Source organism: Pseudomonas sp. PA-1-6B, from assembly GCF_021609545.1.
Lineage (GTDB): Bacteria > Pseudomonadota > Gammaproteobacteria > Pseudomonadales > Pseudomonadaceae > Aquipseudomonas > Aquipseudomonas fluorescens_BV.
The window spans coordinates 71447-95170 of the sequence record NZ_WJZM01000017.1; the positions used below are offsets into that span (position 1 = coordinate 71447).

The window sequence follows — 23724 nt, forward strand, 5'->3', positions numbered from 1 at the left end:
GTTCGCCCCGCCTATGAAACTTGCCCCCGCCCAACTCGCCAAGCACCTGCAAGGTGGCCTTGCGCCTGTCTATATCGTCAGCGGTGATGACCCGCTGCTGTGCCAGGAAGCGGCCGACGCTATTCGCACCGCCGCACGCCAACAAGGCTTCGATGAACGCCAGGTCTTCAGCGCCGACGCCAGTTTCGACTGGGGCACGCTGCTGCAAGCTGGCGCGAGCATGTCGCTGTTTGCCGAGAAACGCCTGCTGGAACTGCGCCTGCCCTCGGGCAAGCCGGGCGATAAAGGCGCGGCGGCCTTGATGGAGTACTGCTCGCGCCCCGCCGAAGACACCGTGTTGCTGGTCAGCCTGCCCAAGCTCGACGGCAGCGCGCAGAAAACCAAGTGGGGCAAGGCCCTGGTTGAAGGTCCACAGACTCAGTTCATCCAGATCTGGCCGGTGGACAGCAACCAGTTGCCGCAGTGGATTCGTCAGCGCCTGTCGCAATCAGGGCTCGCAGCGACACAGGATGCCGTGGAGCTGATCGCCGCTCGGGTCGAGGGCAACCTGCTTGCCGCCGCCCAGGAGATCGAAAAGCTCAAGCTGATGGCTGAAGACGGGCAGATCACCGTCGAAACCGTGCAAGGCGCAGTGGCCGATAGCGCGCGCTTTGATGTGTTCGGCCTGGTGGACGCCATCCTCAACGGCGAACCCGCCCACGCCCTGCGCATGCTTGAAGGCCTGCGCGGCGAAGGGGTGGAACCACCGGTGATTCTCTGGGCCCTGGCCCGTGAGCTGCGCGTGTTGGCGAACATTGCGCTGCAATACAGCCAGGGCACACCGCTGGACAAATGCTTCAGCCAGGCCCGCCCACCGGTGTGGGACAAGCGCAAACCCCTGATGAGCAAAGCCCTGCAACGGCACTCGGCGCAACGCTGGGCGCAACTGTTGCTGGAAGCGCAGCGCATCGATGCACAGATCAAAGGCCAGGCGGCCGGCTCGCCGTGGATGAGCCTGAGCCGTCTGTCGCTGTTGATGGCCGGCCAGCGCCTGGCGTTGCCTGCCGAGTAATCTCCCTCTGTACCACCCCACAAAACCCTGTGGGAGCTGGCTTGCCTGCGATGGCGATGGGCCAGTTGCTCCTGATACAGCTCTGTAGCGCTCAACGGTAACCACGATGCGAAGCGAGCCGCTCTTGATCTTGATCTTGCTCTTGCTCTGCTTTTGATCTTAAGCGCCCCGTTAAACCACGCTGGCCGAACGCAGGCTTGAATTCGTGGGTAACCCGGCAGGACGCCGGGTTAGCCGCCCCGCGCCATGGATGGCGCGTGGCGGCGGCCCACGGATTCAAGCCTGCGTTCGGGCACACCGAGCCCAAGCGAGGTGCCGAGTGGTGGGGCGAGGACCTTTTGGTTACTTTTGGGTCCTTCCAAAAGTAACCCGCTGTCAGAGCGGAACCCTAGGTGGCCGTTACCGCAGCAATGGATATGTACACCATCCAACTGTGTTGACTGCCAGGCCGCCATCGCAGGCAAGCCAGCTCCCACATTGGGATCCTGGGGCGCCAGGGAGATAGGCGCCGGCTGTCAGGCCGTCGCGGGAGCCAGCTCCCACATTGACTCTGCCCATTGCTTATTTGCGACATTTCCCACCTATCGACGGGCTTTACAGCCGGCCCACTTCGGCAGATGATTTGCACCGCTGCATTCCACCCCCAAGCGAGAGAATCCATCATGAGCAAAAAGCCATCCAAGCATGGCCCCAACAAAGCCAAATCCATCATCGCCCAGCCACTGTTCCGCAGCCGTCAGGAACGCGCCGGCAAGGGCAAAGGCAGCTACCGCCGCGAAGCCTTCCAGTCTAATAGCTGGGAGGCTTCTTACTTTCTGGCTGCCTGAAGGCAAGCGCCCCTCTGGCATGATAAGGTCTGTACCTGATTTGTAACCCCCTGGACCTGTGCATGCCCTCTCGTCTTTCTCGTCATTGGCACCTACGCCAATTGATCGCTGCCTCCAGCCTCATTCTGCTCGTCGCCTGCGCCGAAAAACCTACCGCTGCGGACGCTCAACCCCTGCCCAAGCTCCAGACGGCCCCGGCTATCGCGCCTGCCGTGGTGGCCCCGTTGGCGGTGGACAATCTCGATATCCAGCCGACCCAGACCTTTGCCGAATGGCAAGCTGGCTTCCGTGCTCAAGCGCTGCAAGCCGGGATCACTGCGGCCGTGTTCGATAACGCTTTTGCCGGCGTCACCCCTGATATGGCGGTGATTCGCGCCGACCGCAGCCAACCGGAATTCTCCCGCCCGGTGTGGGAATACCTCGACGGTGCACTGTCGCCGGTGCGCGTGCGCAATGGCCAGGCACTGCTGGTCAAGTACGCCGATATTCTGCAAAGCATCGAGCAACGCTATGGCGTCGACCGCCAGGCGCTGGTCTCGGTGTGGGGCATGGAGAGCAACTTCGGCGCTTTCCAGGGCAATAACTCGGTGATCCGCTCCCTGGCCACCCTGGCCTATGAAGGACGTCGTCCGGCCTTTGCGCAAGCGCAGTTGCTGGCAGCGCTGCAGATCATCCAGCATGGCGATATTCAGGCCGACCAGATGAAAGGTTCCTGGGCCGGGGCGATGGGCCAGACCCAGTTCATCCCGACCACCTACAACACCCATGCCGTGGACTTCGACGGTGACGGTCGCCGCGATATCTGGAACAGCCCGTCTGACGCCCTCGCCTCCACGGCGCATTACCTGCAAAGCTCCGGCTGGCAGAAAGGCCAGCCATGGGGCGTTGAAGTGCAGCCGCTGCCGTCTGGCTTCGACTACAGCCTGGCCGATGGCGGCGTGCGCAAGACCGTGGCGCAATGGTTGCAGCTGGGCATCCAACTCCCCCCTGGCGTGAGCCTGCCGGCCAATGTCGACCAGTTGTCCGCCGCCCTGCTGTTACCGGCCGGCTACCGTGGCCCGGCATTCCTGGTATTGGATAACTTCCGCGCGATCCTCAAGTACAACAATTCGTCGTCCTATGCACTGGCGGTTGGCTTGCTGTCGGAGCGATTTGGCGGCGGCGGTGTGATTCGGGGCAGTTGGCCAAAAGATGAGCGGCCACTGAGCCGTTCGCAACGCATTGACCTGCAAACGGCGCTCAGCGCCAAAGGGTATGACGCGGGTAATGCCGACGGGATTATTGGCGCCAACACGCGCAAGGCGATTCGGGCTGCACAGCAGGCGTTGGGCTGGCCGGCGGATGGGTATCCGACGGTGAAGTTGCTGGAATCGCTGCAGGGTCAGTAAACCGCGACCACCGCCATCGCAGGCAAGCCAGCTCCCACACTTGGAATGCATTTCAAAATGTGGGAGGGGGCTTGCTCCCGATAGGCCCTGATAAGCGATAACTATCTCAAGCCTTGAACACTACATCCTGCTCCAACACCACCCGCTGCTCCCCCGCATCCAGGCGCACCAAGGCGCCCACCGGCAATGTCAGGTTCGGGTCGCAATGCCCACTGCGCCAGCCTGCCAGCACTGGAATGCACAGCGGCTCAAAGGTCTGCTTCAGCAGATGCGCCAACGCCGCGCTATCCACACCGGCCACATCCCCTACCAGCACACCGGCGACCTGAGCCAGCTTGCCAGCCAAGCGCAGGTGAGTCAGCAATCGGTCGATGCGATAGAGCGGTTCGTTGACGTCTTCGATAAACAGGATGATGCCGTCAGCGTCTATTTCGTACGGCGTGCCCATGACCGCGGCGATCATCGACAAGTTACCGCCCAGCAAGCGCCCACAAGCCACACCCGGCTCGATTGTGGTCAGCGGGTAGGCCATCGGGTGCGGCAGCACACTGCCGGCGCCCCGTTGGCCACGCAGCAGGCTGAACAAGGAGGACTCGGTGGGTGGCTGTTTGCCGCCGAGCAGGTCGGCGTTGAGCATTGGGCCGTGAAAGGTCACGAAGCCGGCATAACGGTTGATCGCCAGGTGCAAGGCGGTGATATCGCTGTAGCCCACAAACGGCTTGGGATTGGCGCGTAGCAGGTCGAAGTCCACGGCATCCAGCAAACGGGGCGTGCCATAGCCGCCACGCAGGCAGAGGATGGCATCGATGTCGGGGTTGGCGAAGGCGGCATGCAAATCGCGCTGGCGCACTTCATCGCTACCGGCCAGGTAGCCGTCGCGCTCGTGTACACCAGGGAAAATGTGCAGGTCGTAGCCACGGGCACGCATCCATTGCCGGGCTTTTTCAACATCCAGCGCGGCGGGGCCGGCGGGGGCGATCAGGCCGAGGGTGCCTTCGGGACGCAGTGCAGGTACGGCGGCGGTCATCCATGGTTCTCCCTATATGACGCAGAACGAAATGTGGGAGCTGGCTTGCCTGCGATGCAAGCGCCTCGGTGCATCAGTGACACCGAGGTGATGCTACCGTAGGCAAGCCAGCTCCCACACAAGCCCGCATTTCACATTGATCCTGGAGCGGCTTACGAAACCAGGCTCGCCTTGACCAGCTTGGCCTGCTCATCGGCGTGGTACGAAGACCGCACCAACGGGCCCGAGGCCACGTTCTTGAAGCCCATCTTGTAGCCTTCCTCGGCGAACCAGGCGAAGGTGTCCGGGTGCACGAAGCGCTGCACCGGCAAGTGGCTGCGGGACGGTTGCAGGTACTGACCCAGGGTCAGCATGTCGATGTCGTGTTCGCGCATGCGCTTCATGACTTCGATGACTTCTTCGTCGGTTTCACCCAGGCCCAGCATCAAGCCGGACTTGGTCGGGATGTGCGGCATCATCTGCTTGAATTTCTGCAGCAGGGTCAGCGACCACTGGTAGTCCGAACCCGGGCGCGCCGCCTTGTACAGGCGCGGCACGGTTTCCAGGTTATGGTTGAACACATCCGGCGGCTCGGCAGCGGTGATTTCCAGGGCGACGTCCATACGGCCACGGTAGTCCGGCACCAGGGTTTCGAGCATCACGTTGGGCGACAGCTTGCGGATCTCGCGGATGCAGTCGGCAAAGTGCTGGGCACCGCCGTCACGCAGGTCGTCGCGGTCCACGGAGGTGATCACCACATACTTGAGCTTCAGGTCGGCGATGGCGATGGCCAGGCTTTCTGGCTCATTGACGTCCAACGGCTTCGGACGGCCGTGGCCGACGTCGCAGAACGGGCAGCGACGGGTGCAGATGTCACCCATGATCATGAAGGTGGCGGTGCCGCCAGAGAAGCACTCGCCCAGGTTCGGGCAGGAGGCTTCTTCGCATACGCTGTGCAACTTGTGTTTGCGCAGCAGCGACTTGATACGGTCGACTTCCGGCGAAACCGGGATGCGCACGCGAATCCAGTCAGGTTTCTTCGGCAGTTCGGTGGTCGGGATGATCTTGACCGGGATGCGTGCAACCTTCTCGGCGCCGCGCAGCTTGACGCCGGCTTCCACCTTGGCACGCGGGGCCGGGGCTGGACGCTCAGTGATGTCCAGCGTCGGGATCATGGTTTGCACAACATCAGTAGTCATATCAATCGATTCCGCCCGTCAGGGTCGTCTGCTCTGCATAGTCGAGGTGTTTGACGAGCTGCGCGCGCAGCCGGGCACTTACCTCGGCAAATTCTATGGATGTTGCATGGTCACTCAACTGGGTCATCGCAAGCCCGGCGTAACCGCACGGGTTGATGCGCCGAAACGGCGCCAGGTCCATGTCCACATTCAAGGCCAGGCCATGAAAGGAACAACCGTGGCGAATGCGCAGCCCCAGGGAGGCGATTTTCGCGCCATCCACGTATACACCCGGTGCATCGGGCTTGGCCACGGCGGTCACGCCGTAACTGGCCAACAGCTCGATCAGGCACGTCTCCATGCGGCTGACCAGGTCGCGCACGCCAAACCCCAGCTTGCGCACGTCCAGCAGCAGGTAGGCCACCAGTTGACCGGGCCCATGGTAAGTCACTTGACCCCCTCGGTCGACCTGCACCACCGGAATATCACCCGGCAGCAGCAAGTGCTCGGCCTTGCCGGCCTGGCCCTGGGTGAATACCGGCGGGTGTTCCACCAGCCAGATTTCATCCGGGGCCGAAGTGCCGCGCTCATTGGTAAAGCGCTGCATGGCATGCCAGACCGGCTCGTATGCCATCCGGCCGAGCTCGCGAAAGCCCAGGACTTGCGACATCACAGCACCATATGCACGAAGCCGGTGGCTCGCAGTTCGCTGTTGATGTTGTAGAGCTGGTCTTGATCGGTCGCAACGATGTGCAACTGGATCGTGGTGTACTTGCCGGTGGAGCTTTGGCGCTCGTCCACGCGGTTGTCGTTGATCGTCGCGTGCTTCCTGACGATCTCGAGAATCTTGTCCTTGCGGCCGACACCGGTATCGCTGATCACCTTGACGGGATAATCCGTCACAGGGAATTCGATCTTTGGCGCCTTTACTTCTACGTCTTTATCGGTCATGGCAGAACAGCCTCGTAAGCGCTAAGCCGTGGCGACGGGCAAAGCCCCGCGCTGGATCAACGCGGGGCTTTGCAGGTGCACACAATCAGTTGAACAAGCCGTAGAAGAATAGACGGATGCTATCCCATACGCGGCGGAAGATACCACCTTCCTCGACAGCGTCCAGCGCGATCAGGTCGGCGCTGTGCACCACCTTGTCGTCCAGCTTCACTTCGACCTTGCCGATCACATCACCCTTGGCGATTGGCGCAACCAATTGCGGGTTCAGGGTCATGCTGGCGGCGAGCTTTTTGAGCTGGCCTTTAGGCATGGTCAGGGTCAGGTCGTCGGCCAGGCCGGCCTTGACTTGCGAGGTTGCGCCCTTCCAAACCGGTGCAGTCGCCAGCTCAGCACCCTTCTGGTAGAAGGTCTGGGTTTCGAAGAAGCGGAAGCCGTAAGTCAGCAGCTTTTGCGTCTCGGCCGCACGGGCCTGCTCGCTGTTGGTGCCGAATACCACGGCGATCAGGCGCTGGCCATCACGTACGGCGGACGACACCATGCAGTAGCCAGCTTCGTCGGTGTGGCCGGTTTTCAGGCCATCGACGGTCTTGTCGCGCCACAGCAACAGGTTGCGGTTAGGCTGCTTGATGTTGTTCCAGAAGAACTCCTTCTGGGAGTAGATCGCGTAGTGCACCGGGTCAACGCGGATGATGGCGCGCGCCAGGATCGCCATGTCGTGAGCCGACGAATAGTGCTCTGGGTTCGGCAGGCCAGTCGGGTTCATGAAGTGGCTGTTGGTCATGCCCAACTCGCCGGCCGTCTTGTTCATCATGTCGGCGAAGGCATCTTCGCTGCCGGCGATGTGCTCGGCCAGGGCGACGCTGGCGTCGTTACCGGACTGGATGATGATGCCGTGCAGCAGGTCGCTCACGGTGACTTGCGAACCCACCTTGATGAACATCCGCGAACCACCGGTACGCCAGGCGTTTTCGCTGACGGTAACCGGGTCGTTTTCGCCGATCTGGCCGCGACGAATTTCCAGGGTCGCGATGTAGGCGGTCATCAGCTTGGTCAGGCTGGCAGGCGGCAGGCGTACATCACCGCCGCTTTCGACCAGCACGTTGCCACTGGCGGCGTCCATGAGGACCCACGACTTGGCGGCCAGTTGCGGGGAGGCCGGCACCATTTCAACCGCCCAGGCGGCTGGGGTGATGATCAGCGAGATAAGCAGGCACGTACGTTTGGCTAAGGTGGTGATGTTCATCCGTCTCTCGAAATTGCTTATGGAAACTTGCCCTCGCGGGCAAAACTATTCAGACAGCCCGCTTCCAGACTGTCACGTGTTCGGTTGCCCGCTCACCCCTTGCCCCTGGGTTTTTATTGTTCAACGAGCCAACAACCAGGGTTCAAGCGCGCATGCGCGTCTGAGCCATCAATCCGTTACTGCTTATTCTGCGGTGACCACGCTGGGTTGCCCCAGGTTGGCCAGGCGCACACTGTTCTGCACTTGCGCCACCTCGCTCGGCGAGCCGATAGGGCCCATGCGTACACGGTGCAAGGTTTGCTGGTTACGCACGATGGAACTGATGAAGACCGGCGCGCTGACCATGCCGCTGAGCTTGGACCTTAACAGTTCTGCCGCATCCGGGTTGGCGAAAGCGCCGACCTGCAGGTATTGCCCACCGGCCATGGAGGCGCCCGCTGCCGCGTGAGGCACCACCACGGTATCAGGCGCATGCTGCGCAGGTGGCGGGGTCCATTGCTCGATCTTGCCGGTGGAGGCCGTCACTTGCGGTTGCGGGGTTGGCGGTTCGTTGAGCATCAACGGCGCGGGTTTGCCACGCTGGGCCCAATACTGCGCCGGATCGATGCCTTCGACCTTGACCCGTGCGGTGCCGGTTTCGGCATAACCGAGTTTCTTGGCGGCCGCGTAGGACAAGTCGATGATCCGGTCCGAATAGAACGGCCCACGGTCATTGACCCGCAGGATCACGGTGCGATTGTTGTCCAGGTTGGTCACGCGCACATAGCTGGGCAGCGGCAGGGTCTTGTGGGCCGCGCTCATGCCATACAGGTCATACACTTCGCCGTTGGCGGTGTTCTGGCCATGGAACTTGGTGCCGTACCAGGACGCGGTGCCCGACTGCACGTAAGTCTTGGATTCCTGCAGCGGGAAGTAATTCTTGCCCAGCACGGTATAGGGGTTGGCCTTGTACGGGCCGGTGTGCAGCGTCGGCGTGGCGTCCGGGATCTTCGACACATCCACATCCCACCACGGCGCGCCATCTTTGTGCGCACGGTTGATGTCCAGGCCCGGCTGGGCGCGCACCACCGCACCGCCCGCCTTCTTGGCCGGCGCACGGTTAGGGGTGGTGGAACAACTGGCTACCAACAAGGACAACGCGGCGAACGCCACCAGCTTGAGCGGTTTTTTGAACGGCGATACCCGCATTACTTGTTGCCCCGTGCTTGAACCAGCTCATCTGACAGCTGATGCACGGCCATGGCGTACATCACACTGCGGTTATAACGCGTGATTGCGTAGAAATTCTTCAGGCCCATCCAGTATTCAGGGCCATTTGCGCCTTCCAGGCGGAATGCCGTCACCGGCATGTCGTCGCGTGGCGCATTCTGACTCGACCAGCCCAGCGCTCGCAACTCCCCGACGGTCTTGACCGGTTCGATACCTTGGGTCAGGCCCTCGTCGGCGCGCTCGCCCGTGACATCGGCGCGGATAACCACCGGCTCGCCGGCGACCCAACCGTGGCGCTTGAAGTAACTGGCCACGCTGCCGATGGCATCGTCGGGGTTGCTCCAGATATTGATGTGCCCGTCACCGTCAAAATCCACCGCATAGGCGCGAAAGCTGCTCGGCATGAACTGCGGCAAGCCCATCGCCCCGGCGTAGGAGCCCTTGAGGCTCAACGGGTCGACCTGCTCTTCGCGGGCCAGCAACAGGAATTCGCGCAGTTCCTTGCGGAAGAACTCGGCGCGGGGCGGGTAATCGAAGCCCAGCGTCGACAAAGCGTCGATCACCCGGTAGCTGCCGGTGTTGCGCCCGTAAAAAGTTTCGATGCCGATGATCGAGACGATCACCTGGGCTGGCACGCCGTACTCCTGCTCGGCACGAGCGAGGACTGCCTCGTGCTGACGCCAGAAATCCACGCCGCGGGCGATGCGCGCATCAGTGAGGAACATCGGGCGATAGTCCTTCCACTGCTTTACGCGTTCGGCGGGCCGGGAAATGGCGTCGAGGATTGCCTGCTTTTTCTGGGCTTCGCGGAACACGCCCATCAGTTGCTCGCCGGCAAAACCGTAGTCGCGGGTCAGCTCACCGACAAATTCGGCAACCTGGGGAGAGCCATCGTAGTCACCGGCCTGCGCCTCTTGCGTTGCCCCCAGCAGCCCGATCAGGCCCATCCAGGTCGCATGCCGAGTCGCCCAGCCGCGCATTACTTGCATTGACATCTTCACCTTATTCAAACCTGTGCGATCCACTTGCGATGCGTATGAATCGACATCAAAACCCCAAACGCTGACAGCAATGTCACCAGCGAAGTTCCGCCGTAGCTAATGAATGGCAACGGCACCCCAACCACCGGCAGCAGGCCACTGACCATACCGATGTTGACGAAAACGTAAACAAAAAAAGTCATGGTCAGGCTGCCGGCGAGCAATTTGCCGAACAGCGTTTGCGCCTGGGCAGTGATCACCAGGCCGCGACCAATCAACAGCAGATAAATCAGCAACAACGCGCAAATGCCCACCAGGCCGAACTCTTCGCCCATCACCGCGATGATGAAGTCGGTGTGGCTCTCGGGCAAGAAGTCCAGGTGAGACTGGGTGCCCAGCAACCATCCCTTGCCAAATACCCCGCCGGAACCGATGGCCGCCTTGGATTGGATGATGTTCCAGCCAGTGCCCAGCGGATCGCTCTCCGGGTCGAGGAACGTCAGGATCCGTTGCTTCTGGTAGTCGTGCATGAAGAAGAACCACATGGCCACGGCCACGGGCACGGCGGCTGCCAGCACGCTGAGGATCCAGCGCCAGCGCAGGCCGCCCATGAACAATACGAACGCGCCACCGGCGAGGATCAATAACGAGGTGCCAAGGTCCGGCTGGCGCACGATCAACACAAAGGGCACGCCGATCAGGATCAGGCTGATCGCCACGTGCTTGAGCTGCGGCGGCAAGGTGCGCTTGGAGAGGTACCAGGCAATGGTGGCCGGCATCAGGATCTTCATGAATTCCGACGGTTGGAAGCGAATCACCCCGGGGATGTTGATCCAGCGTGTGGCGCCCATGGCGTTGTGGCCCATGACGTCCACCACCACCAGCAGCAACACGCCGGCGACATACCCCAAGGGCACCCAGCGCGCCATGAAACGCGGCTCCAGTTGGGCGATGACCACCATCGACAGCAGGCCCAGGCCAAACGAGGACGCCTGCTTGATCAGCAGGTCCCAGTTCTTGCCGCTGGCCGAATACAGCACGAACAGGCTGCCGGCTGCCAGGGTCAGCAGCAGGATCAGCAGGGGGCCATCAATGTGCATGCGTTGCAGCAACGTCGCACGGCGACGCATCACATCTTCGCTGGAGAGGATGCGGTCAAAATTACTCTTCACGGGCCGTAACCTCGGGGCTTGAAGGGGGGCCGCCATACTCGGGCTTGAGCCGGCCATCGTCGGCCAGCAGCCAGGCGTCCATCACCTGGCGTACCACTGGGGCCGCGACGCCGGAGCCGGACTCGCCGTTCTCGACCATCACTGCCACCACGATTTTCGGGTCTTCCGCCGGGGCAAAGCCGACAAACAAGGCGTGGTCGCGGTGGCGTTCCTGCACCTTGGAGCGGTCATACTTTTCGCCCTGTTTGATCGCGACCACCTGGGCCGTACCACTCTTGCCGGCAATGCGGTACTGCGCGCCGACCGCCGCCTTGCGCGCAGTGCCGCGAGCGCCGTGCATCACCTGCTGCATGCCGTGGTTGACCTTGGCCCAGTCGGACGGGTCACGCAGCACGATGTCAGGAATCGGATTGTCGTCCACCGGTTTTTCGCCTTCGATGGTTCTGGCCAGGTGCGGTCGGTTCCACACGCCTTTGTTCGCCACCAGCGCCGTGGCCTGGGCCAGTTGCAGCGGAGTGGCCTGCATATAGCCCTGGCCGATACCCAGGATCAGGGTTTCGCCGGGGAACCACGCCTGGCGTCGGGTCGCACGCTTCCACTCCCGCGACGGCATCAGGCCGGGGGATTCTTCGAACATGTCCAGGGAGACTTTCTGACCGAGACCGAACTTGCCCATGTAGGCAGACAGCCGATCAATTCCCAGTTTATGGGCCAGGTCGTAAAAATAGGTGTCGTTGGAGCGCATGATCGCGGTGTCCAGGTCGACATAGCCGTCACCGGAGCGGTTCCAGTTACGGTACTTGTGATCGTAGTTTGGCAGCATGTAGTAGCCAGGGTCGTACACCCGGCTTGAGGCCGTGACCACGCCAGCATCCAGGCCGGCAATCGCCACCGCCGGCTTGATGGTCGAGCCCGGCGGGTACAGGCCGCGCAACACACGGTTGAACAGTGGCCGGTCGATGGAATCACGCAGCTCGGCGTAGGCCTTGAAGCTGATGCCAGTCACAAACGGGTTGGGGTCGAAGCTGGGCTGGCTGACCATCGCCAGCACTTCGCCAGTCTTCGGGTCCAGCGCCACTACGGCACCCCGCCGACCGCCCAGGGCCATCTCGGCAGCTTCCTGCAACTTGATGTCCAGGCTCAGGACAATGTCCTTGCCAGGCACCGGATCGGTGCGCTTGAGCACGCGCAATACGCGGCCACGCGCATTGGTCTCGACTTCCTCGTTACCTACCTGGCCATGCAACTCGGCCTCGTAGAAGCGCTCGATACCGGTTTTGCCGATGTGATGGGTGCCGCTGTAGTTGATCGGGTCGAGGGTTTTCAGCTCTTTCTCGTTGATCCGCCCCATGTAGCCAACGGAGTGGGCAAAGTGCGGCCCTTGCGGGTAATGCCGCACCAACTGCGCCACCACTTCCACACCCGGCAGGCGGAACTGGTTCACCGCAATACGGGCGATCTGCTCTTCGGTCAGCTCGAACAGGATCGGCACCGGCTCGAACGGCCGGCGCCCCTGCCGCATGCGCTTCTCGAAGACGGCCCGGTCTTCCGGCGTCAGTTGCAGCACCTCGACGATGACATCGAGGACCTGCTTCCAGTCGCCGGAGCGTTCACGGGTCATGCTCAGGCTGAAGCTGGGCCGGTTATCGGCAACCACTACGCCATTGCGGTCGAAAATCAGCCCACGGGTCGGGGGAATCGGCTGCACATGCACCCGGTTGTTTTCCGACAGCGTGGAGTGATAGTCGTACTGGATCACCTGGAGGAAATACAGCCGCGCAATCAGCACGCACATCAGCACCACCACCAAGACAGCACCGAACACCACCCGCGCGCGTACCAGACGTGCGTCTTTCTCGTGGTCCTTGATGCGGATCGGTTGGGTCATCGGGGCGGCGCAGACTATTTGTGGTAAGGGTGCCCGGACAGAACTGTCCAGGCGCGATACAGCTGTTCACCGATCAGAATCCTTACCAACGGGTGCGGCAACGTCAGCGCCGACAGCGACCAACGCTGATCGGCCCGCGCACAGACTTCCGGCGCCAGCCCTTCCGGGCCGCCGACCATGAAATTGACCGTGCGCGAATCCAGGCGCCAGCGATCCAGCTCCACCGCCAGTTGCTCGGTGCTCCAGGGCTTGCCGTGCACTTCAAGGGTGACGATGCGCTCATTGGGGCCGACCTTGGCCAGCATGGCTTCGCCTTCCTGACGGATAAAGCGCGCCACGTCGGCGTTCTTGCCCCGGGTATTGAGCGGTATTTCCACCAGCTCAAGCGACAGCTCAGCGGGCAGACGCTTGGCATATTCGTGCCAGCCTTCTTCCACCCACTTGGGCATGCGTGAACCGACAGCGATCAGACGCAGGCGCACAGCCGTTCCTTATTCCTGGTCTTTGTTGAGCTTGTCGAAGTGCGCGTGGCCCACTTCCGGGCTGTGGTGCTTGCCATCGGCGGCACGGCTCTGCTCGGCGCCTTTCCACAGACGTTCCAGGTCGTAGAACTGGCGAGCGTTGGAGGTCATCATGTGAACGATCACATCGTCCATGTCCAGCAGCACCCAGTCGCTGTCGCCCTTGCCTTCTTCACCCAGTGGCTTGACGCCCTGGGCTTTGACGGCTTCGCGAACCTTGTCCAGCATCGCGCCGATCTGGCGGTTGGAGGTACCGGTGGCGATGATCATGAAGTCGGTGATGCTCTGCTTGTCGCGCACGTCCAGCACCTGGATGTCCTGGGCTTTAACGTCTTCCAGGGCAGCCACGGCGACTTTCACCAGCTCTTCGCCAGCCAGTTCCGGGCCGACATGGGCTTCAACCGGCAGCGGCGCGCTTTTGAAGGTGCCTTTGCGCTTAACTTTGCTTACGTCTTTGTTCGTCATATAAAACTCGTTTTGCTCGTATGTTCGGGCGCTTGCTGCACGGTTCGTGCGTTCAAGCGCGCCTTTTCAGTTCGACGCACGGTAAAGCCCGTGCGCATCGATGTAGGCCAGGACCGCGTCAGGCACCAGGAAACGTACCGACTTCCCGCTGGCCAGCAGTTGACGGATCTGGGTGGCGGACACCGCAAGCGGGGTCTGCCAGACGAATGCAATATTCCCGTTCGGCCCGGTCAGGGCCAAGGGGTCACTTACCGACCGCGCGGCCAGCAGGTTGCGCAAGGCATCCGGCGGTTCGCTGTCGGCATCCGGGCGTTGCAAAACCAGGATGTGGCAATGCTGGAGGAGTTCCTCCCAGCGGTGCCAAGAGGGCAGGCCGCAAAATGCGTCCCAGCCCAAAAGCAGAAACAGTGGGTCATCCGCGGCCAATTCGGCGCGCATCAGCTCCAGGGTGTCGATAGTGTAGGACGGTTTATCGCGCTTGAGTTCGCGATCGTCCACCACCAGCGGCGATATACCTTCTACGGCAACACGCACCATTTCCAGGCGTTGCTCGGCGGCCACCTGCGGCGTGTCGCGATGGGGCGGCCGGAAATTGGGCAGCAGGCGCAGCTCATCCAGCGCAAGGGCATCCGCAACTTCCAGGGCACTGCGCAAATGGCCAATGTGCACGGGGTCGAAAGTACCGCCGAGCAGCCCGATGCGTTTAGTCATCAAGTGCGCACATGACCGTCGCCAAACACCACGTACTTCTCACTGGTCAGCCCTTCGAGGCCCACCGGGCCGCGTGCGTGAAGCTTGTCGGTGGAAATACCGATCTCAGCCCCCAGGCCGTACTCGAAGCCGTCGGCAAAACGCGTCGAGGCGTTGACCATCACCGAAGCGGAATCCACTTCGTTGAGGAAACGCCGGGCATCGCTGAAATGCTCGGAAACGATGGCGTCGGTGTGCTTGGAGCCATAGGTATTGATGTGTTCGATGGCCTGGTCCAGATCGTCGACGATGCGGATCGACAGGATCGGGGCCGTGTACTCGGTGTACCAGTCCTGCTCGGTCGCCTCGATGACGTCCGCGCCCAGCAACGCCCGGGTGCGCTCGCAACCGCGCAGTTCTACCGACTTGTCACGGTAGATGGCAGCCAGCGGCGGCAGCACGCGCTCGGCAATGCCAGCGTGCACCAGCAGGGTTTCCATGGTGTTGCACGGCGCGTAGCGGTGGGTCTTGGCGTTGTCGGCAATGCGGATCGCCTTGTCGAGGTCGGCCGCGATGTCGATGAACACATGGCAGACGCCGTCCAGGTGCTTGATAACTGGCACCTTGGCATCGCGGCTGACGCGTTCGATCAGGCTCTTGCCCCCCCGCGGCACAATCACGTCGACGAATTCCGGCATAGTGATCAGCGCGCCCACGGCAGCACGGTCGGTGGTTTCCACCACTTGCACCACTTCAGCCGGTAACTCGGCCACGGCCAGGCCCTGCTGGATGCAGGCGGCGATGGCGCGGTTGGAATTGATCGCTTCGGAACCGCCACGCAGGATGGTGGCGTTGCCTGACTTCAGGCACAGGCTCGCGGCGTCGATGGTCACGTTCGGGCGCGACTCATAGATGATACCGATCACGCCCAGGGGCACGCGCATCTTGCCCACCTGGATGCCGGACGGCAGGTAGCGCATGTCGCGAATTTCACCGATGGGGTCAGGCAGCTTGGCTACCTGACGCAGGCCTTCGATCATGTCGTCGACACGTGCCGGGGTCAGCGCCAGGCGGTCCAGCAGGGCTGGCTCCAGGCCATTAGCGCGCCCATTGGCCAGGTCCAGCTCGTTGGCGGCGGTCAGCTCGGAGCGCGAAGCATCCAGAGCATCGGCAGCCGCCAGCAGCGCACGGTTCTTCTGCGCGGTGCTCGCACGGGCGATCAACCGCGAGGCCTGCCGGGCAGCGCGACCCAGGCGGGTCATGTAGTCAAGAACGGACTCAGTCATGGTCAGGGAGTCTTGGCAAAGAGGAAAGCGGCAGATTATAGCTGTGACGCCGCCCGACTGACAGCGGTGAGGGGCGGATGGTCGAAATGAACTGTAAAAACCCCGGGTTCAGCCGTAATTAAGGTGAGAGTTGTTATGATTCGGTCACATTTAGCCGTATCAACCCTTGACCGCCATGCCCGACTTCCCCCCCCTGCTCCCCGCCAGCCCGCTGCCCGATAGCTTCTTCGACCGCGATGCGCAACTGCTTGCGCGTGAATTACTCGGAAAAGTCATTCGTCATCGTGTGGGCGATCTCTGGCTTTCGGCGCGAATTATTGAAACCGAAGCCTATTACGTGGCCGAAAAAGGCAGCCACGCCTCACTCGGCTACACAGAAAAGCGTAAGGCTTTGTTTCTGGATGGTGGCCATATCTACATGTACTACGCCCGTGGCGGTGATTCGTTGAACTTCAGCGCCCACGGCCCGGGCAATGCCGTGCTGATCAAATCGGCCTATCCCTGGGTCGACGAAATTTCCGGTGCGGCGAGCCTGGCGCAGATGCTGCTGAACAACCCCAACCCCGATGGCAGCCCACGCCCTTCGCAGAAGCTGTGTGCAGGCCAGACGCTGCTGTGCAAGGCACTGGGCCTGAAAGTGCCGATGTGGGATGCCAAGCGCTTCGACCAGGAACTGCTGTATGTCGAAGACGTGGGCCAGGTGCCCACGCAGATTATCCAGACCACGCGCCTGGGCATTCCCACTGGGCGCGATGAGCACTTGATGTACCGTTTCGTCGATGCTGGCTATGCGCCTTATTGCACGCGGAACCCGCTGCGTCGGGGGCAGGTCGAAGGCCGGGATTATTTTTTGATTTGACCGGGCAGAACCAAGCAACACATCCCATGTGGGAGCTGGCTTGCCTGCGATAGCGGTGCGTCAGGCAACTTCAATGCTGGCCATACCGCAGCCATCGCAGGCAAGCCAGCTCCCACAGTTGAATTTCACCGTCTCAAATTCTGTTTTGTATGCATGGAGTGGATTGTATGGGCCAATGGCTCGATAGCATCACCGGCTGGTTGACCCTCAACCCACAATGGCTGGCAGCGGCAGTGTTTATTGTCGCGTGTGTGGAGTGCCTGGCGATTGCCGGGCTGATCGTGCCAGGCACGGTATTGCTGTTTGCAATCGCCGCGTTGGCTGGCAGCGGTGCGCTGTCGCTGAGTGAAACCCTGCTGCTGGGCTTCCTCGGCGGCTTATTGGGCGACGGCGTTTCCTATTACCTGGGCCGCCATTTCCATCAGAACATCCGGCGCCTGCCCGGCCTGCGCCAGCATCCTGAATGGATGAACGGCGCAGAAACCTACTTCCACAAGTACGGAATCGCCAGCTTGTTGGTCGGGCGCTTCATCGGCCCATTGCGTCCCATGCTGCCCATGGTCGCCGGCATGTGCGACATGCCCTTCCCGCGCTTTGCCGCTGTGAGCATCATTGCCGCAGCGGGTTGGACCGTGGCCTATCTGCTGCCGGGCTGGGCTGCCGGCGCCGCGTTCCGCCTGCCGTTGCCGGAAGGCTTCTGGCCGGAAGCGGCGATTATCGCGGCGTGCCTGGCGGTACTGCTGGGGATGAGTTTGAACAGCAGTTGGCGCGGGCATCGGCGCACCACTTTGTGGATTGGTTGCGCCAGCTTGGTGTTGTTAATCGCGCTGTTTATCGGCTACCCCCATCTCAATGACTTCGACCAGGGCCTGAGCGCACTGGTGCAGGAACATCGCAGCCCGTGGCTGGACGAGGTGATGGTGCGGGTCACCCAACTGGGTGAGTTCAAGAAGATGTTTTTCGCCAGCGCCGTGTTCACTGGCCTGTTGCTGTTGGCACGGCAGTGGCGCCACGCCGTATTTGTCGGCGCCACCCTCGCTGGCGCGGCAGTGATCAACACCGGCACCAAGCTGTTTTTCGCCCGTGGCCGCCCGGAAATCCTGACGGACCCGCTGACCAGCTTCAGCATGCCCAGCGGCCATGCCTCCGGGGCCTTTGCCTTCTTCCTGGCGCTCGCGGTATTGGCCGGTCGCGGCCAACCCACGCGGCTGCGCCTGACCTGGATGCTGCTGGGCTGCATTCCCGCGGCGTTCATTGCCTTGTCGCGGGTGTACCTGGGCGCCCATTGGCCCACGGACATCCTGGCCGGCACCTTGCTGGCAATGACCGTGTGTGCGTTCAGCCTGACGGCGATCGAGCACCGCAACCCATTGCCAGCCATGTCGCAAAAAGCCTGGTGGCTGGTGCTGCCCGCCGTGGTGGCCGTGCTCGGTTTCATCGCCTTTACCGGTACGCCCCACGCACTGCTCAGGTACGCCTATTGACCCTTGGTCGGGCCGATCCAGCCCACGGAGGCGCTGCGCCGTTCAGCGCAACGCTCGCGGCGCTCCAGCAGCATCTCATCGGCCATTTCGGCGGCGCGCTCGGTGATGTACTCCGCGCCACGCGTGGCTTCCTGCTGGAGTAATTGCGTGGTCACGCTGACAAAATAAGCGTCCCACGCGACTTGTTCCGAGGGGGTCAGCCGAATCATGGTTATCTCCGATCATTGTTGTGCGATCGGAAAATAGTGCAGGCGGCGCAGTGGAGGCGACCGAGCAAAGTCTGAAAGTCCTGTCAGGCAAATCCGAACATCAGATGAACAGCTCGCCCTGCAATTCATCGAGCAACAGCTGGATCGCATCCAGGCGCTGCCCTGGGTCATCCAGTTGCAGCAAGTCGATCTTGTCGGCCTCGTTAAATGGAAGCAGATAGGCCAACTGATTGCTCAGGGCTTGCTGGCCTTCGGCCTGGCCGCCCATGTCCAGCGAGGCCACCATCGGGTGTTCGGCCAGGGCCTCAAGCAACGCCAGCAAGTCGGCGTCCTCTTCGCCCAGCGGCTGGTCCGGCAATTCTTGCAGCCATTGCACATCAGCCACCAGCAACTGGTCTTTCTGCACGCCGGCCTCACGCACGCGGAAACGACGGCCACCTTCGACGCGAATGCCCAGCAGGCCGTTGTCCTGCTGTTTGAAGTCACGAATCAGCGCTTCACAACCGACAAGCGCATAACCGTCAGGGGCCGTGCCCACCTCTGAGCCATCCAGGATGCACACCACACCAAAGCCTTCGCCCTTTTTCATGCAACGGCCGATCATGTCCAGGTAGCGCGCCTCAAATATCTGCAAGTCGAGGGTGCAGCCCGGGAACAGCACAGTGTTGAGGGGGAATAGCGCCAGACTCATAACGGTTTCCTTAAAACCTGGGTTAAACAATGACCGACACCGCCAACGGCAGGAACACCGCCGTGGCCACGCCCATCAAACTCATGGCCAGCGCCGCGAAGGCGCCGCATTCTTCGCTTTCCTGCAGGGCTACCGAAGTGCCGACGGCGTGGGCGGTCATGCCCAGGGCCATGCCGCGCGCTTCGGGGCTGCGTACACCCAGGCGCGACAGGAGCGCTGGACCGATCATCGCGCCGACCACCCCAGTGATCAACACAAACACCGCCGCCAAGGCCGCCACGCCGCCGATCTGCTCGGCCACCAGCATGGCAATCGGCGAGGTGACCGACTTGGGCGCCATGGTCATCAGCACCCTGTGCTCGGCCCCGAACCACCATCCCAACGCCACACAAAGGCCGGTGGCCAATACCCCGCCTACCACCAGCGTAGTAAATATCGGCCAGAACAATTGGCGAATCCGTCGCAGGTTCAGATAAAGCGGCACCGCCAGGGCCACGGTCGCGGGCCCCAGCAGGATGCCCATGATCTCGGTACTCTTGCGGTATTCGGCGTAGCTCAGCCCGCAGGTGAGCAGCACGCCGATCACCAGCAACATCGACACCAGCACCGGCTGCAGGAAGATCCAGCGGGTTTTCTCGAACCCCGCCAGCACCAGCTGATAGGCGCCCAGAGTGATACCGATACCGAACAGCGGGTGATGAATGACCGCCGTCCAGGCGCCCTGCCAGTCGAGGATCATTGGTCCTTCTCCTTGCGCTTGACCATCTGCTGCATCAGCACACCGACAAAGCCCATGGCGATCACCAGCGACAACACCAGCGCCCCGACGATGGCCCAGAAATCCGCCACGATGTCCTTGGCATACACCATCACTCCCACGGCCGGCGGCACCAGCAGCAGCGGCAGGTAACGCAACAGGCTGCCGGCCGCCAGGCTCAGGGGCTCGCCGACTTCACCGCGCCAGACCAGAAAGCCCAGCATCAGCAACAAGCCGATGATCGGCCCCGGCAGTACCGGCACCAGCAAATGATTGATCGCCGTGCCGATCAGTTGAAACAGCACCAGCCAGGTCAGGCCACGTAACAGCATCCCGCTCTCCCCCCTCAAAACTCGCGCGCATTATAAGCATGCCCGCCCTATGCTCCGGCATTCGCCAAAAGCATGTTGGGTTGACCAGGCTGATTGCCCATGATGATCTACATTGGTTCTCTGTAACCCATAAAAACGCCCCTTATCAACGGGCACATAAGTGATGATCCAAGGAGAGACGCAATGCCCTATGTACCCGTAGCGCAGCTCAAAGATTACGTCGGCAAGGAACTGGGACGTTCCGAATGGCTCACCATCGACCAGGCGCGTATCAACCTGTTCGCGGAAGCCACGGGCGATCATCAGTTCATCCACGTCGACCCGGTCAAGGCGGCGCAGACCCCGTTCGGCAGCACCATCGCCCACGGGTTCCTGTCGCTGTCGCTGATGCCCAAGCTGATGGAAGACATCCTGATCATGCCCGAAGGCTTGAAGATGGCCGTCAACTACGGCCTGGACAGCGTGCGCTTTATCCAGCCGGTGAAAGTGAACTCCAAGGTGCGCCTGAACGTCACCCTCACTGACGTCACCGAGAAAAAACCGGGCCAATGGCTGTTCAAGGCCACCGCCACCCTGGAAATCGAAGGCCAGGAGAAGCCGGCCTACATTGCCGAGTCGCTGTCACTCTGCTTCGTATGATCGCCACAGCCCCACTGTAGGAGCGAGCTTGCTCGCGAAGGTCGTCAGCGATAACGCGTGCTTGCTGAACAAATGCGGCGCCTGTGAGTTTTTCGCGGGCAAGCCCGCTCCTACAGGTGGTAGATCCTGCGCATAGACCACTAGGTTCGGCACCCCGGCTACGGCATACTCGGCGCTCAATTATCCGGATCCCGCTATGCGCCCACTCGCTCCTCTTGCCCTTGCCCTGTTGCTCACCGCTTGCGGAGACGGCGAATCGCTGTTGCCGCCCGATGCGCGTTTGCCCGATGGCGGCCGCTACCGTGGCGATGTGGTCAACGGTTTGCTGCAAGGCCAAGGCCGGGTGGACTACCCCAATGGCAGTTGGTACGCCGGCCAGTTCGACAAAGGCCAGTGGCACGGCCAGGGCGAATGGCATGGCAGCAATGGCGAAGTCTATAAAGGCGAATTCAAGCAGGGCCTGTTTGATGGCCAGGGTAGCCTGACCACCTCGGGCAGCAGCTACGTGGGCGGTTTCAAGAACGGCCGACGCAACGGCGAAGGCACCCTCAAAGAGGGGCAGATGACTTATCGCGGCGAATTCCAGGACGACCAGTACTCAGGCCTCGGCCGCCTGGAACTGGCCGACGGCAGCCAGTACCAGGGCCAGTTCACCCACGGCAAGCCCAATGGCGAAGGCCAGCGCAATGACGACAGCGGCAACCAGTTCAGCGGCCGCTTTGTCGATGGCCAACTGGAAGGCAATGGCACTTTCAATAGCGCCGAAGGCGATATCTATGTCGGCCAGTTCAAACAGAACCAGCTCAATGGCAAAGGTCGCTACGAGAACGCCGACGGCGATGTGTGGATCGGCCAGTTCAAGGAAGGCGCGCTGACCGGCAAAGGCGAATTGATCGGGGTCGATGGCAGCCACTATGTCGGCCAGTTCAGTGACTGGCGCTTTACCGGCGAAGGGCGCCTGAACCTCACCGATGGCAGTTTCTATATCGGTGGCTTCGACAGCGACAACTATCAAGGCCGTGGCACCCTGGTACTCACCGACGGCACCGTGCAGTCCGGCACCTGGGTCAACGGCCTGCGCGTGCGCGACGCCGAGGGCAAGCTGCTGCCCGACCCTCTGGAGACCGGCATACTGGCTCAAGGCCGCTTGCTCGATGACGCCCTGGCGACAGTGCCCGCGTCCACTCCGGCCGTGGAGCTATACACCTTGGTGCTGGCCGGCGACGGCAAGCAAAGCGTATTCCTGCGCGAGGCCGACTACGTCAGCAACCTGCTCGCCACCCGCTTCGGCGCGCGCGGGCAGGTGCGCCTGGTCAACCACCGCGACCATATCGCCGACCGCCCCCTGGCCACCCGTGAAAGCCTGCGCCGCTCGGTGCAAACCCTGGCCGAACGGACCGGGCCGGAAGACCTGGTGTTCATTTACATGACCAGCCATGGCACCCATGAGCATGAGCTGGTGCTCGACCAACCGCGCATGGAACTGGCCGACCTGCCCGCCGACGAGCTGGCCGCCGTGCTCGCACCGCTGAAAAACCGCGACAAGGTCATCGTGATCTCCGCGTGTTACTCCGGCGGTTTCATACCGGCGCTCAAAGATGAGCGCACCCTGATCATGACCGCCTCCCGTGCAGACCGCGTGTCATTCGGCTGCTCGGAAGAAGCAGACTTCACCTATTTCGGTGATGCCCTTTTCGCACAAGCTTTCAACCAGACGGATGATTTGCAACACGCCTTCAAACTGGCGCAACTGCACGTGGCCGAACGCGAACAGGCGGACAACTTCGAAGCCTCCGAACCGCAGATCTGGGCCCCTAAAGGCGTGATCGCCCATTGGCAATTATTACGTAAACAGCAGGCACGAAAGGCGCTCGAAAGCGTCTCAATGAATAGCAAGGAAGCCAAAGGCAACTAAGCTGTAACGTGTAACAAGGGGGAAACACCATGTACCTGACACCGCAGCATATCTTGCTGGCCGGGGCTTCCGGCCTCACTGGCGAACACCTGCTCGACCGCCTGCTCAACGAACCCACCGTGACCCGCGTGCTGGCACCCAGCCGCAAACCATTGGCTGAACATCCACGCCTGGAAAACCCGGTGGGCGACCCGGCGGTGTTCCTGCCGCAACTGAGCGGCCGCGTGGATATTGCCTTCTGCTGCCTGGGCAGCACGATCAAAAAGGCCGGCTCGGAAGCGGCGTTCCGTGCGGTCGACCTGGACATGGTGGTGGCCTTCGCCAAGCGCGCACGGGAACTGGGCGCGCGGCATCTGATCGTGATCAGTGCGATTGGCGCCGACCCGAAATCCTCGGTGTTCTACAACCGGGTCAAGGGGGAAATGGAACTGGCGCTGAGAGCGCAAGACTGGCCGCAGTTGACCATCGTACGTCCATCGCTGCTGCTGGGGGAGCGGCTGGAACCGCGCCTGGCCGAGCAGTTGGCCGGGCCGCTGTCACGGCTGATTCCCGGTAAGTACCACGGTATTGAAGTCTGCGAACTGGCCCGCGCCATGTGGCGCCTGGCGCTGGAGGAACAGGATGGCGTGCGGGTGGTGGAATCGGACGAGTTGCGCAAGCTCGGCAAGTAATGATGCAGCGCTTGTACTGGCCTCATCGCAGGCAAGCCTGCTCCCACACTTGAAATGCATTCCCCAGTAAGAATGATCTGCAGCCCTCCTATCTGGAATTCGATCCACTGTGGGAGCCGGGCTTGCCCGCGATGGGCATAGGTATCTACATAACTCTGTTAGCTCAACGGTAACCACGATGCGACGCGAGCCGCTCTTGATCTTGATCTGCTTTTGATCTTAGGCGCCCCGTTAAACCACGCTGGCCGGAATTCGACAGGGATTTGGGGGGTAAACCGGCAGGGATGCCGGTTTAGCCGCCCCGCGCCATGG

At 61.9% G+C, this 23724-nt stretch carries 25 protein-coding genes; 8 read left to right on the forward strand and 17 right to left on the reverse strand.

Annotation, left to right across the window (positions count from 1 at the left end):
* Nucleotides 1-13: 13 nt before the first annotated feature.
* From holA to GIV35_RS10960, 3 genes are all read left to right on the forward strand, one after another.
* Nucleotides 14-1051 carry a DNA polymerase III subunit delta gene (holA, locus tag GIV35_RS10950; RefSeq protein ID WP_003194456.1) on the forward strand — a complete coding sequence of 346 codons (1038 nt, stop codon included), beginning with the start codon at nucleotides 14-16 and terminating at the stop codon, nucleotides 1049-1051.
* Nucleotides 1052-1713: 662 nt separating this feature from the next.
* The gene (arfA, locus tag GIV35_RS10955) at nucleotides 1714-1878 is read left to right on the forward strand and encodes an alternative ribosome rescue factor ArfA (RefSeq protein ID WP_003176285.1); all 165 of its coding nucleotides are present in this window, start codon (nucleotides 1714-1716) and stop codon (nucleotides 1876-1878) included.
* A gap of 62 nt (nucleotides 1879-1940) precedes the next feature.
* Nucleotides 1941-3266 (forward strand): lytic murein transglycosylase, encoded by a 1326-nt coding sequence (locus GIV35_RS10960; RefSeq protein ID WP_200647556.1) that lies wholly within the window; start codon nucleotides 1941-1943, stop codon nucleotides 3264-3266.
* Between the two features lie 106 nt (nucleotides 3267-3372).
* On the opposite strand, the gene GIV35_RS10965 is transcribed toward GIV35_RS10960, so the two are convergent.
* The 13 genes from GIV35_RS10965 to GIV35_RS11025 form a co-directional block, all read right to left on the reverse strand.
* Nucleotides 3373-4293, reverse strand: a complete 921-nt coding sequence (locus tag GIV35_RS10965; RefSeq protein ID WP_236264796.1) for a S66 peptidase family protein — start codon at nucleotides 4291-4293, stop codon at nucleotides 3373-3375.
* Nucleotides 4294-4445: 152 nt separating this feature from the next.
* Nucleotides 4446-5447, reverse strand: coding sequence for a lipoyl synthase (gene lipA / locus GIV35_RS10970; RefSeq protein WP_161794304.1), 1002 nt, complete (start codon nucleotides 5445-5447; stop codon nucleotides 4446-4448).
* Between the two features lie 25 nt (nucleotides 5448-5472).
* Nucleotides 5473-6120 carry a lipoyl(octanoyl) transferase LipB gene (gene lipB / locus GIV35_RS10975; RefSeq protein ID WP_034126907.1) on the reverse strand — a complete coding sequence of 216 codons (648 nt, stop codon included), beginning with the start codon at nucleotides 6118-6120 and terminating at the stop codon, nucleotides 5473-5475.
* Nucleotides 6120-6401: a DUF493 domain-containing protein gene (locus GIV35_RS10980; RefSeq protein ID WP_005791752.1), complete on the reverse strand. Its 282-nt coding sequence runs from the start codon at nucleotides 6399-6401 to the stop codon at nucleotides 6120-6122. Before GIV35_RS10980 ends, lipB begins: the two co-directional genes overlap by 1 nt.
* An 85-nt stretch (nucleotides 6402-6486) precedes the next feature.
* On the reverse strand, nucleotides 6487-7644 hold the full coding sequence (locus GIV35_RS10985) for a D-alanyl-D-alanine carboxypeptidase family protein (protein WP_105228659.1): 1158 nt from the start codon (nucleotides 7642-7644) through the stop codon (nucleotides 6487-6489).
* A gap of 183 nt (nucleotides 7645-7827) precedes the next feature.
* On the reverse strand, nucleotides 7828-8832 hold the full coding sequence (locus GIV35_RS10990) for a septal ring lytic transglycosylase RlpA family protein (protein WP_032895156.1): 1005 nt from the start codon (nucleotides 8830-8832) through the stop codon (nucleotides 7828-7830).
* On the reverse strand, nucleotides 8832-9842 hold the full coding sequence (gene mltB / locus GIV35_RS10995; protein ID WP_054896188.1) for a lytic murein transglycosylase B: 1011 nt from the start codon (nucleotides 9840-9842) through the stop codon (nucleotides 8832-8834). The genes GIV35_RS10990 and mltB overlap by 1 nt, the downstream gene beginning before the upstream one ends.
* A 17-nt stretch (nucleotides 9843-9859) precedes the next feature.
* On the reverse strand, nucleotides 9860-10963 hold the full coding sequence (gene rodA, locus GIV35_RS11000; RefSeq protein ID WP_044268991.1) for a rod shape-determining protein RodA: 1104 nt from the start codon (nucleotides 10961-10963) through the stop codon (nucleotides 9860-9862).
* Between the two features lie 31 nt (nucleotides 10964-10994).
* Nucleotides 10995-12893, reverse strand: coding sequence for a penicillin-binding protein 2 (mrdA, locus tag GIV35_RS11005; RefSeq protein ID WP_105228663.1), 1899 nt, complete (start codon nucleotides 12891-12893; stop codon nucleotides 10995-10997).
* A gap of 14 nt (nucleotides 12894-12907) precedes the next feature.
* Nucleotides 12908-13375, reverse strand: a complete 468-nt coding sequence (gene rlmH / locus GIV35_RS11010; protein ID WP_003176297.1) for a 23S rRNA (pseudouridine(1915)-N(3))-methyltransferase RlmH — start codon at nucleotides 13373-13375, stop codon at nucleotides 12908-12910.
* Between the two features lie 9 nt (nucleotides 13376-13384).
* Nucleotides 13385-13879: a ribosome silencing factor gene (rsfS, locus tag GIV35_RS11015; protein WP_003176298.1), complete on the reverse strand. Its 495-nt coding sequence runs from the start codon at nucleotides 13877-13879 to the stop codon at nucleotides 13385-13387.
* 66 nt (nucleotides 13880-13945) lie between these two features.
* Entirely contained in the window at nucleotides 13946-14590 is a 645-nt protein-coding gene (nadD, locus tag GIV35_RS11020) for a nicotinate-nucleotide adenylyltransferase (protein WP_003194480.1), read from the reverse strand.
* Entirely contained in the window at nucleotides 14590-15855 is a 1266-nt protein-coding gene (locus tag GIV35_RS11025) for a glutamate-5-semialdehyde dehydrogenase (protein WP_105228664.1), read from the reverse strand. The genes nadD and GIV35_RS11025 overlap by 1 nt, the downstream gene beginning before the upstream one ends.
* A 175-nt stretch (nucleotides 15856-16030) precedes the next feature.
* Between GIV35_RS11025 and GIV35_RS11030 the strand changes: the two genes are divergently transcribed.
* The gene (locus GIV35_RS11030) at nucleotides 16031-16714 is read left to right on the forward strand and encodes a DNA-3-methyladenine glycosylase (RefSeq protein WP_105228666.1); all 684 of its coding nucleotides are present in this window, start codon (nucleotides 16031-16033) and stop codon (nucleotides 16712-16714) included.
* 167 nt (nucleotides 16715-16881) lie between these two features.
* Nucleotides 16882-18198 (forward strand): bifunctional DedA family/phosphatase PAP2 family protein, encoded by a 1317-nt coding sequence (locus tag GIV35_RS11035; protein WP_105228668.1) that lies wholly within the window; start codon nucleotides 16882-16884, stop codon nucleotides 18196-18198.
* Here GIV35_RS11035 and GIV35_RS11040 read toward each other — a convergent pair.
* The 4 genes from GIV35_RS11040 to GIV35_RS11055 all read right to left on the reverse strand — a co-directional run bounded on the left by GIV35_RS11040 (nucleotide 18192) and on the right by GIV35_RS11055 (nucleotide 20187).
* A complete protein-coding gene (locus GIV35_RS11040; RefSeq protein WP_236264797.1) occupies nucleotides 18192-18407 on the reverse strand; it encodes a hypothetical protein in 216 nt (71 codons plus the stop codon). The two genes, GIV35_RS11035 and GIV35_RS11040, sit on opposite strands and share 7 nt — an antisense overlap.
* Before the next feature lie 100 nt (nucleotides 18408-18507).
* Nucleotides 18508-19098, reverse strand: coding sequence for an LON peptidase substrate-binding domain-containing protein (locus tag GIV35_RS11045; RefSeq protein ID WP_236264798.1), 591 nt, complete (start codon nucleotides 19096-19098; stop codon nucleotides 18508-18510).
* A 22-nt stretch (nucleotides 19099-19120) separates the two neighbouring features.
* Complete coding sequence (locus GIV35_RS11050) at nucleotides 19121-19837, reverse strand: LrgB family protein (RefSeq protein WP_034126899.1); 717 nt, start codon at nucleotides 19835-19837, stop codon at nucleotides 19121-19123.
* Nucleotides 19834-20187: a CidA/LrgA family protein gene (locus GIV35_RS11055; protein ID WP_003194494.1), complete on the reverse strand. Its 354-nt coding sequence runs from the start codon at nucleotides 20185-20187 to the stop codon at nucleotides 19834-19836. The genes GIV35_RS11050 and GIV35_RS11055 overlap by 4 nt, the downstream gene beginning before the upstream one ends.
* A gap of 183 nt (nucleotides 20188-20370) precedes the next feature.
* On the opposite strand from GIV35_RS11055, the gene GIV35_RS11060 reads away from it, so the two are divergent.
* The 3 genes from GIV35_RS11060 to GIV35_RS11070 all read left to right on the forward strand — a co-directional run bounded on the left by GIV35_RS11060 (nucleotide 20371) and on the right by GIV35_RS11070 (nucleotide 23412).
* Nucleotides 20371-20826 carry a MaoC family dehydratase gene (locus GIV35_RS11060; RefSeq protein WP_003194496.1) on the forward strand — a complete coding sequence of 152 codons (456 nt, stop codon included), beginning with the start codon at nucleotides 20371-20373 and terminating at the stop codon, nucleotides 20824-20826.
* Nucleotides 20827-21022: 196 nt separating this feature from the next.
* On the forward strand, nucleotides 21023-22741 hold the full coding sequence (locus tag GIV35_RS11065) for a C13 family peptidase (RefSeq protein ID WP_236264799.1): 1719 nt from the start codon (nucleotides 21023-21025) through the stop codon (nucleotides 22739-22741).
* A 29-nt stretch (nucleotides 22742-22770) separates the two neighbouring features.
* The gene (locus tag GIV35_RS11070; protein WP_105228673.1) at nucleotides 22771-23412 is read left to right on the forward strand and encodes an oxidoreductase; all 642 of its coding nucleotides are present in this window, start codon (nucleotides 22771-22773) and stop codon (nucleotides 23410-23412) included.
* Nucleotides 23413-23724: the final 312 nt, after the last annotated feature.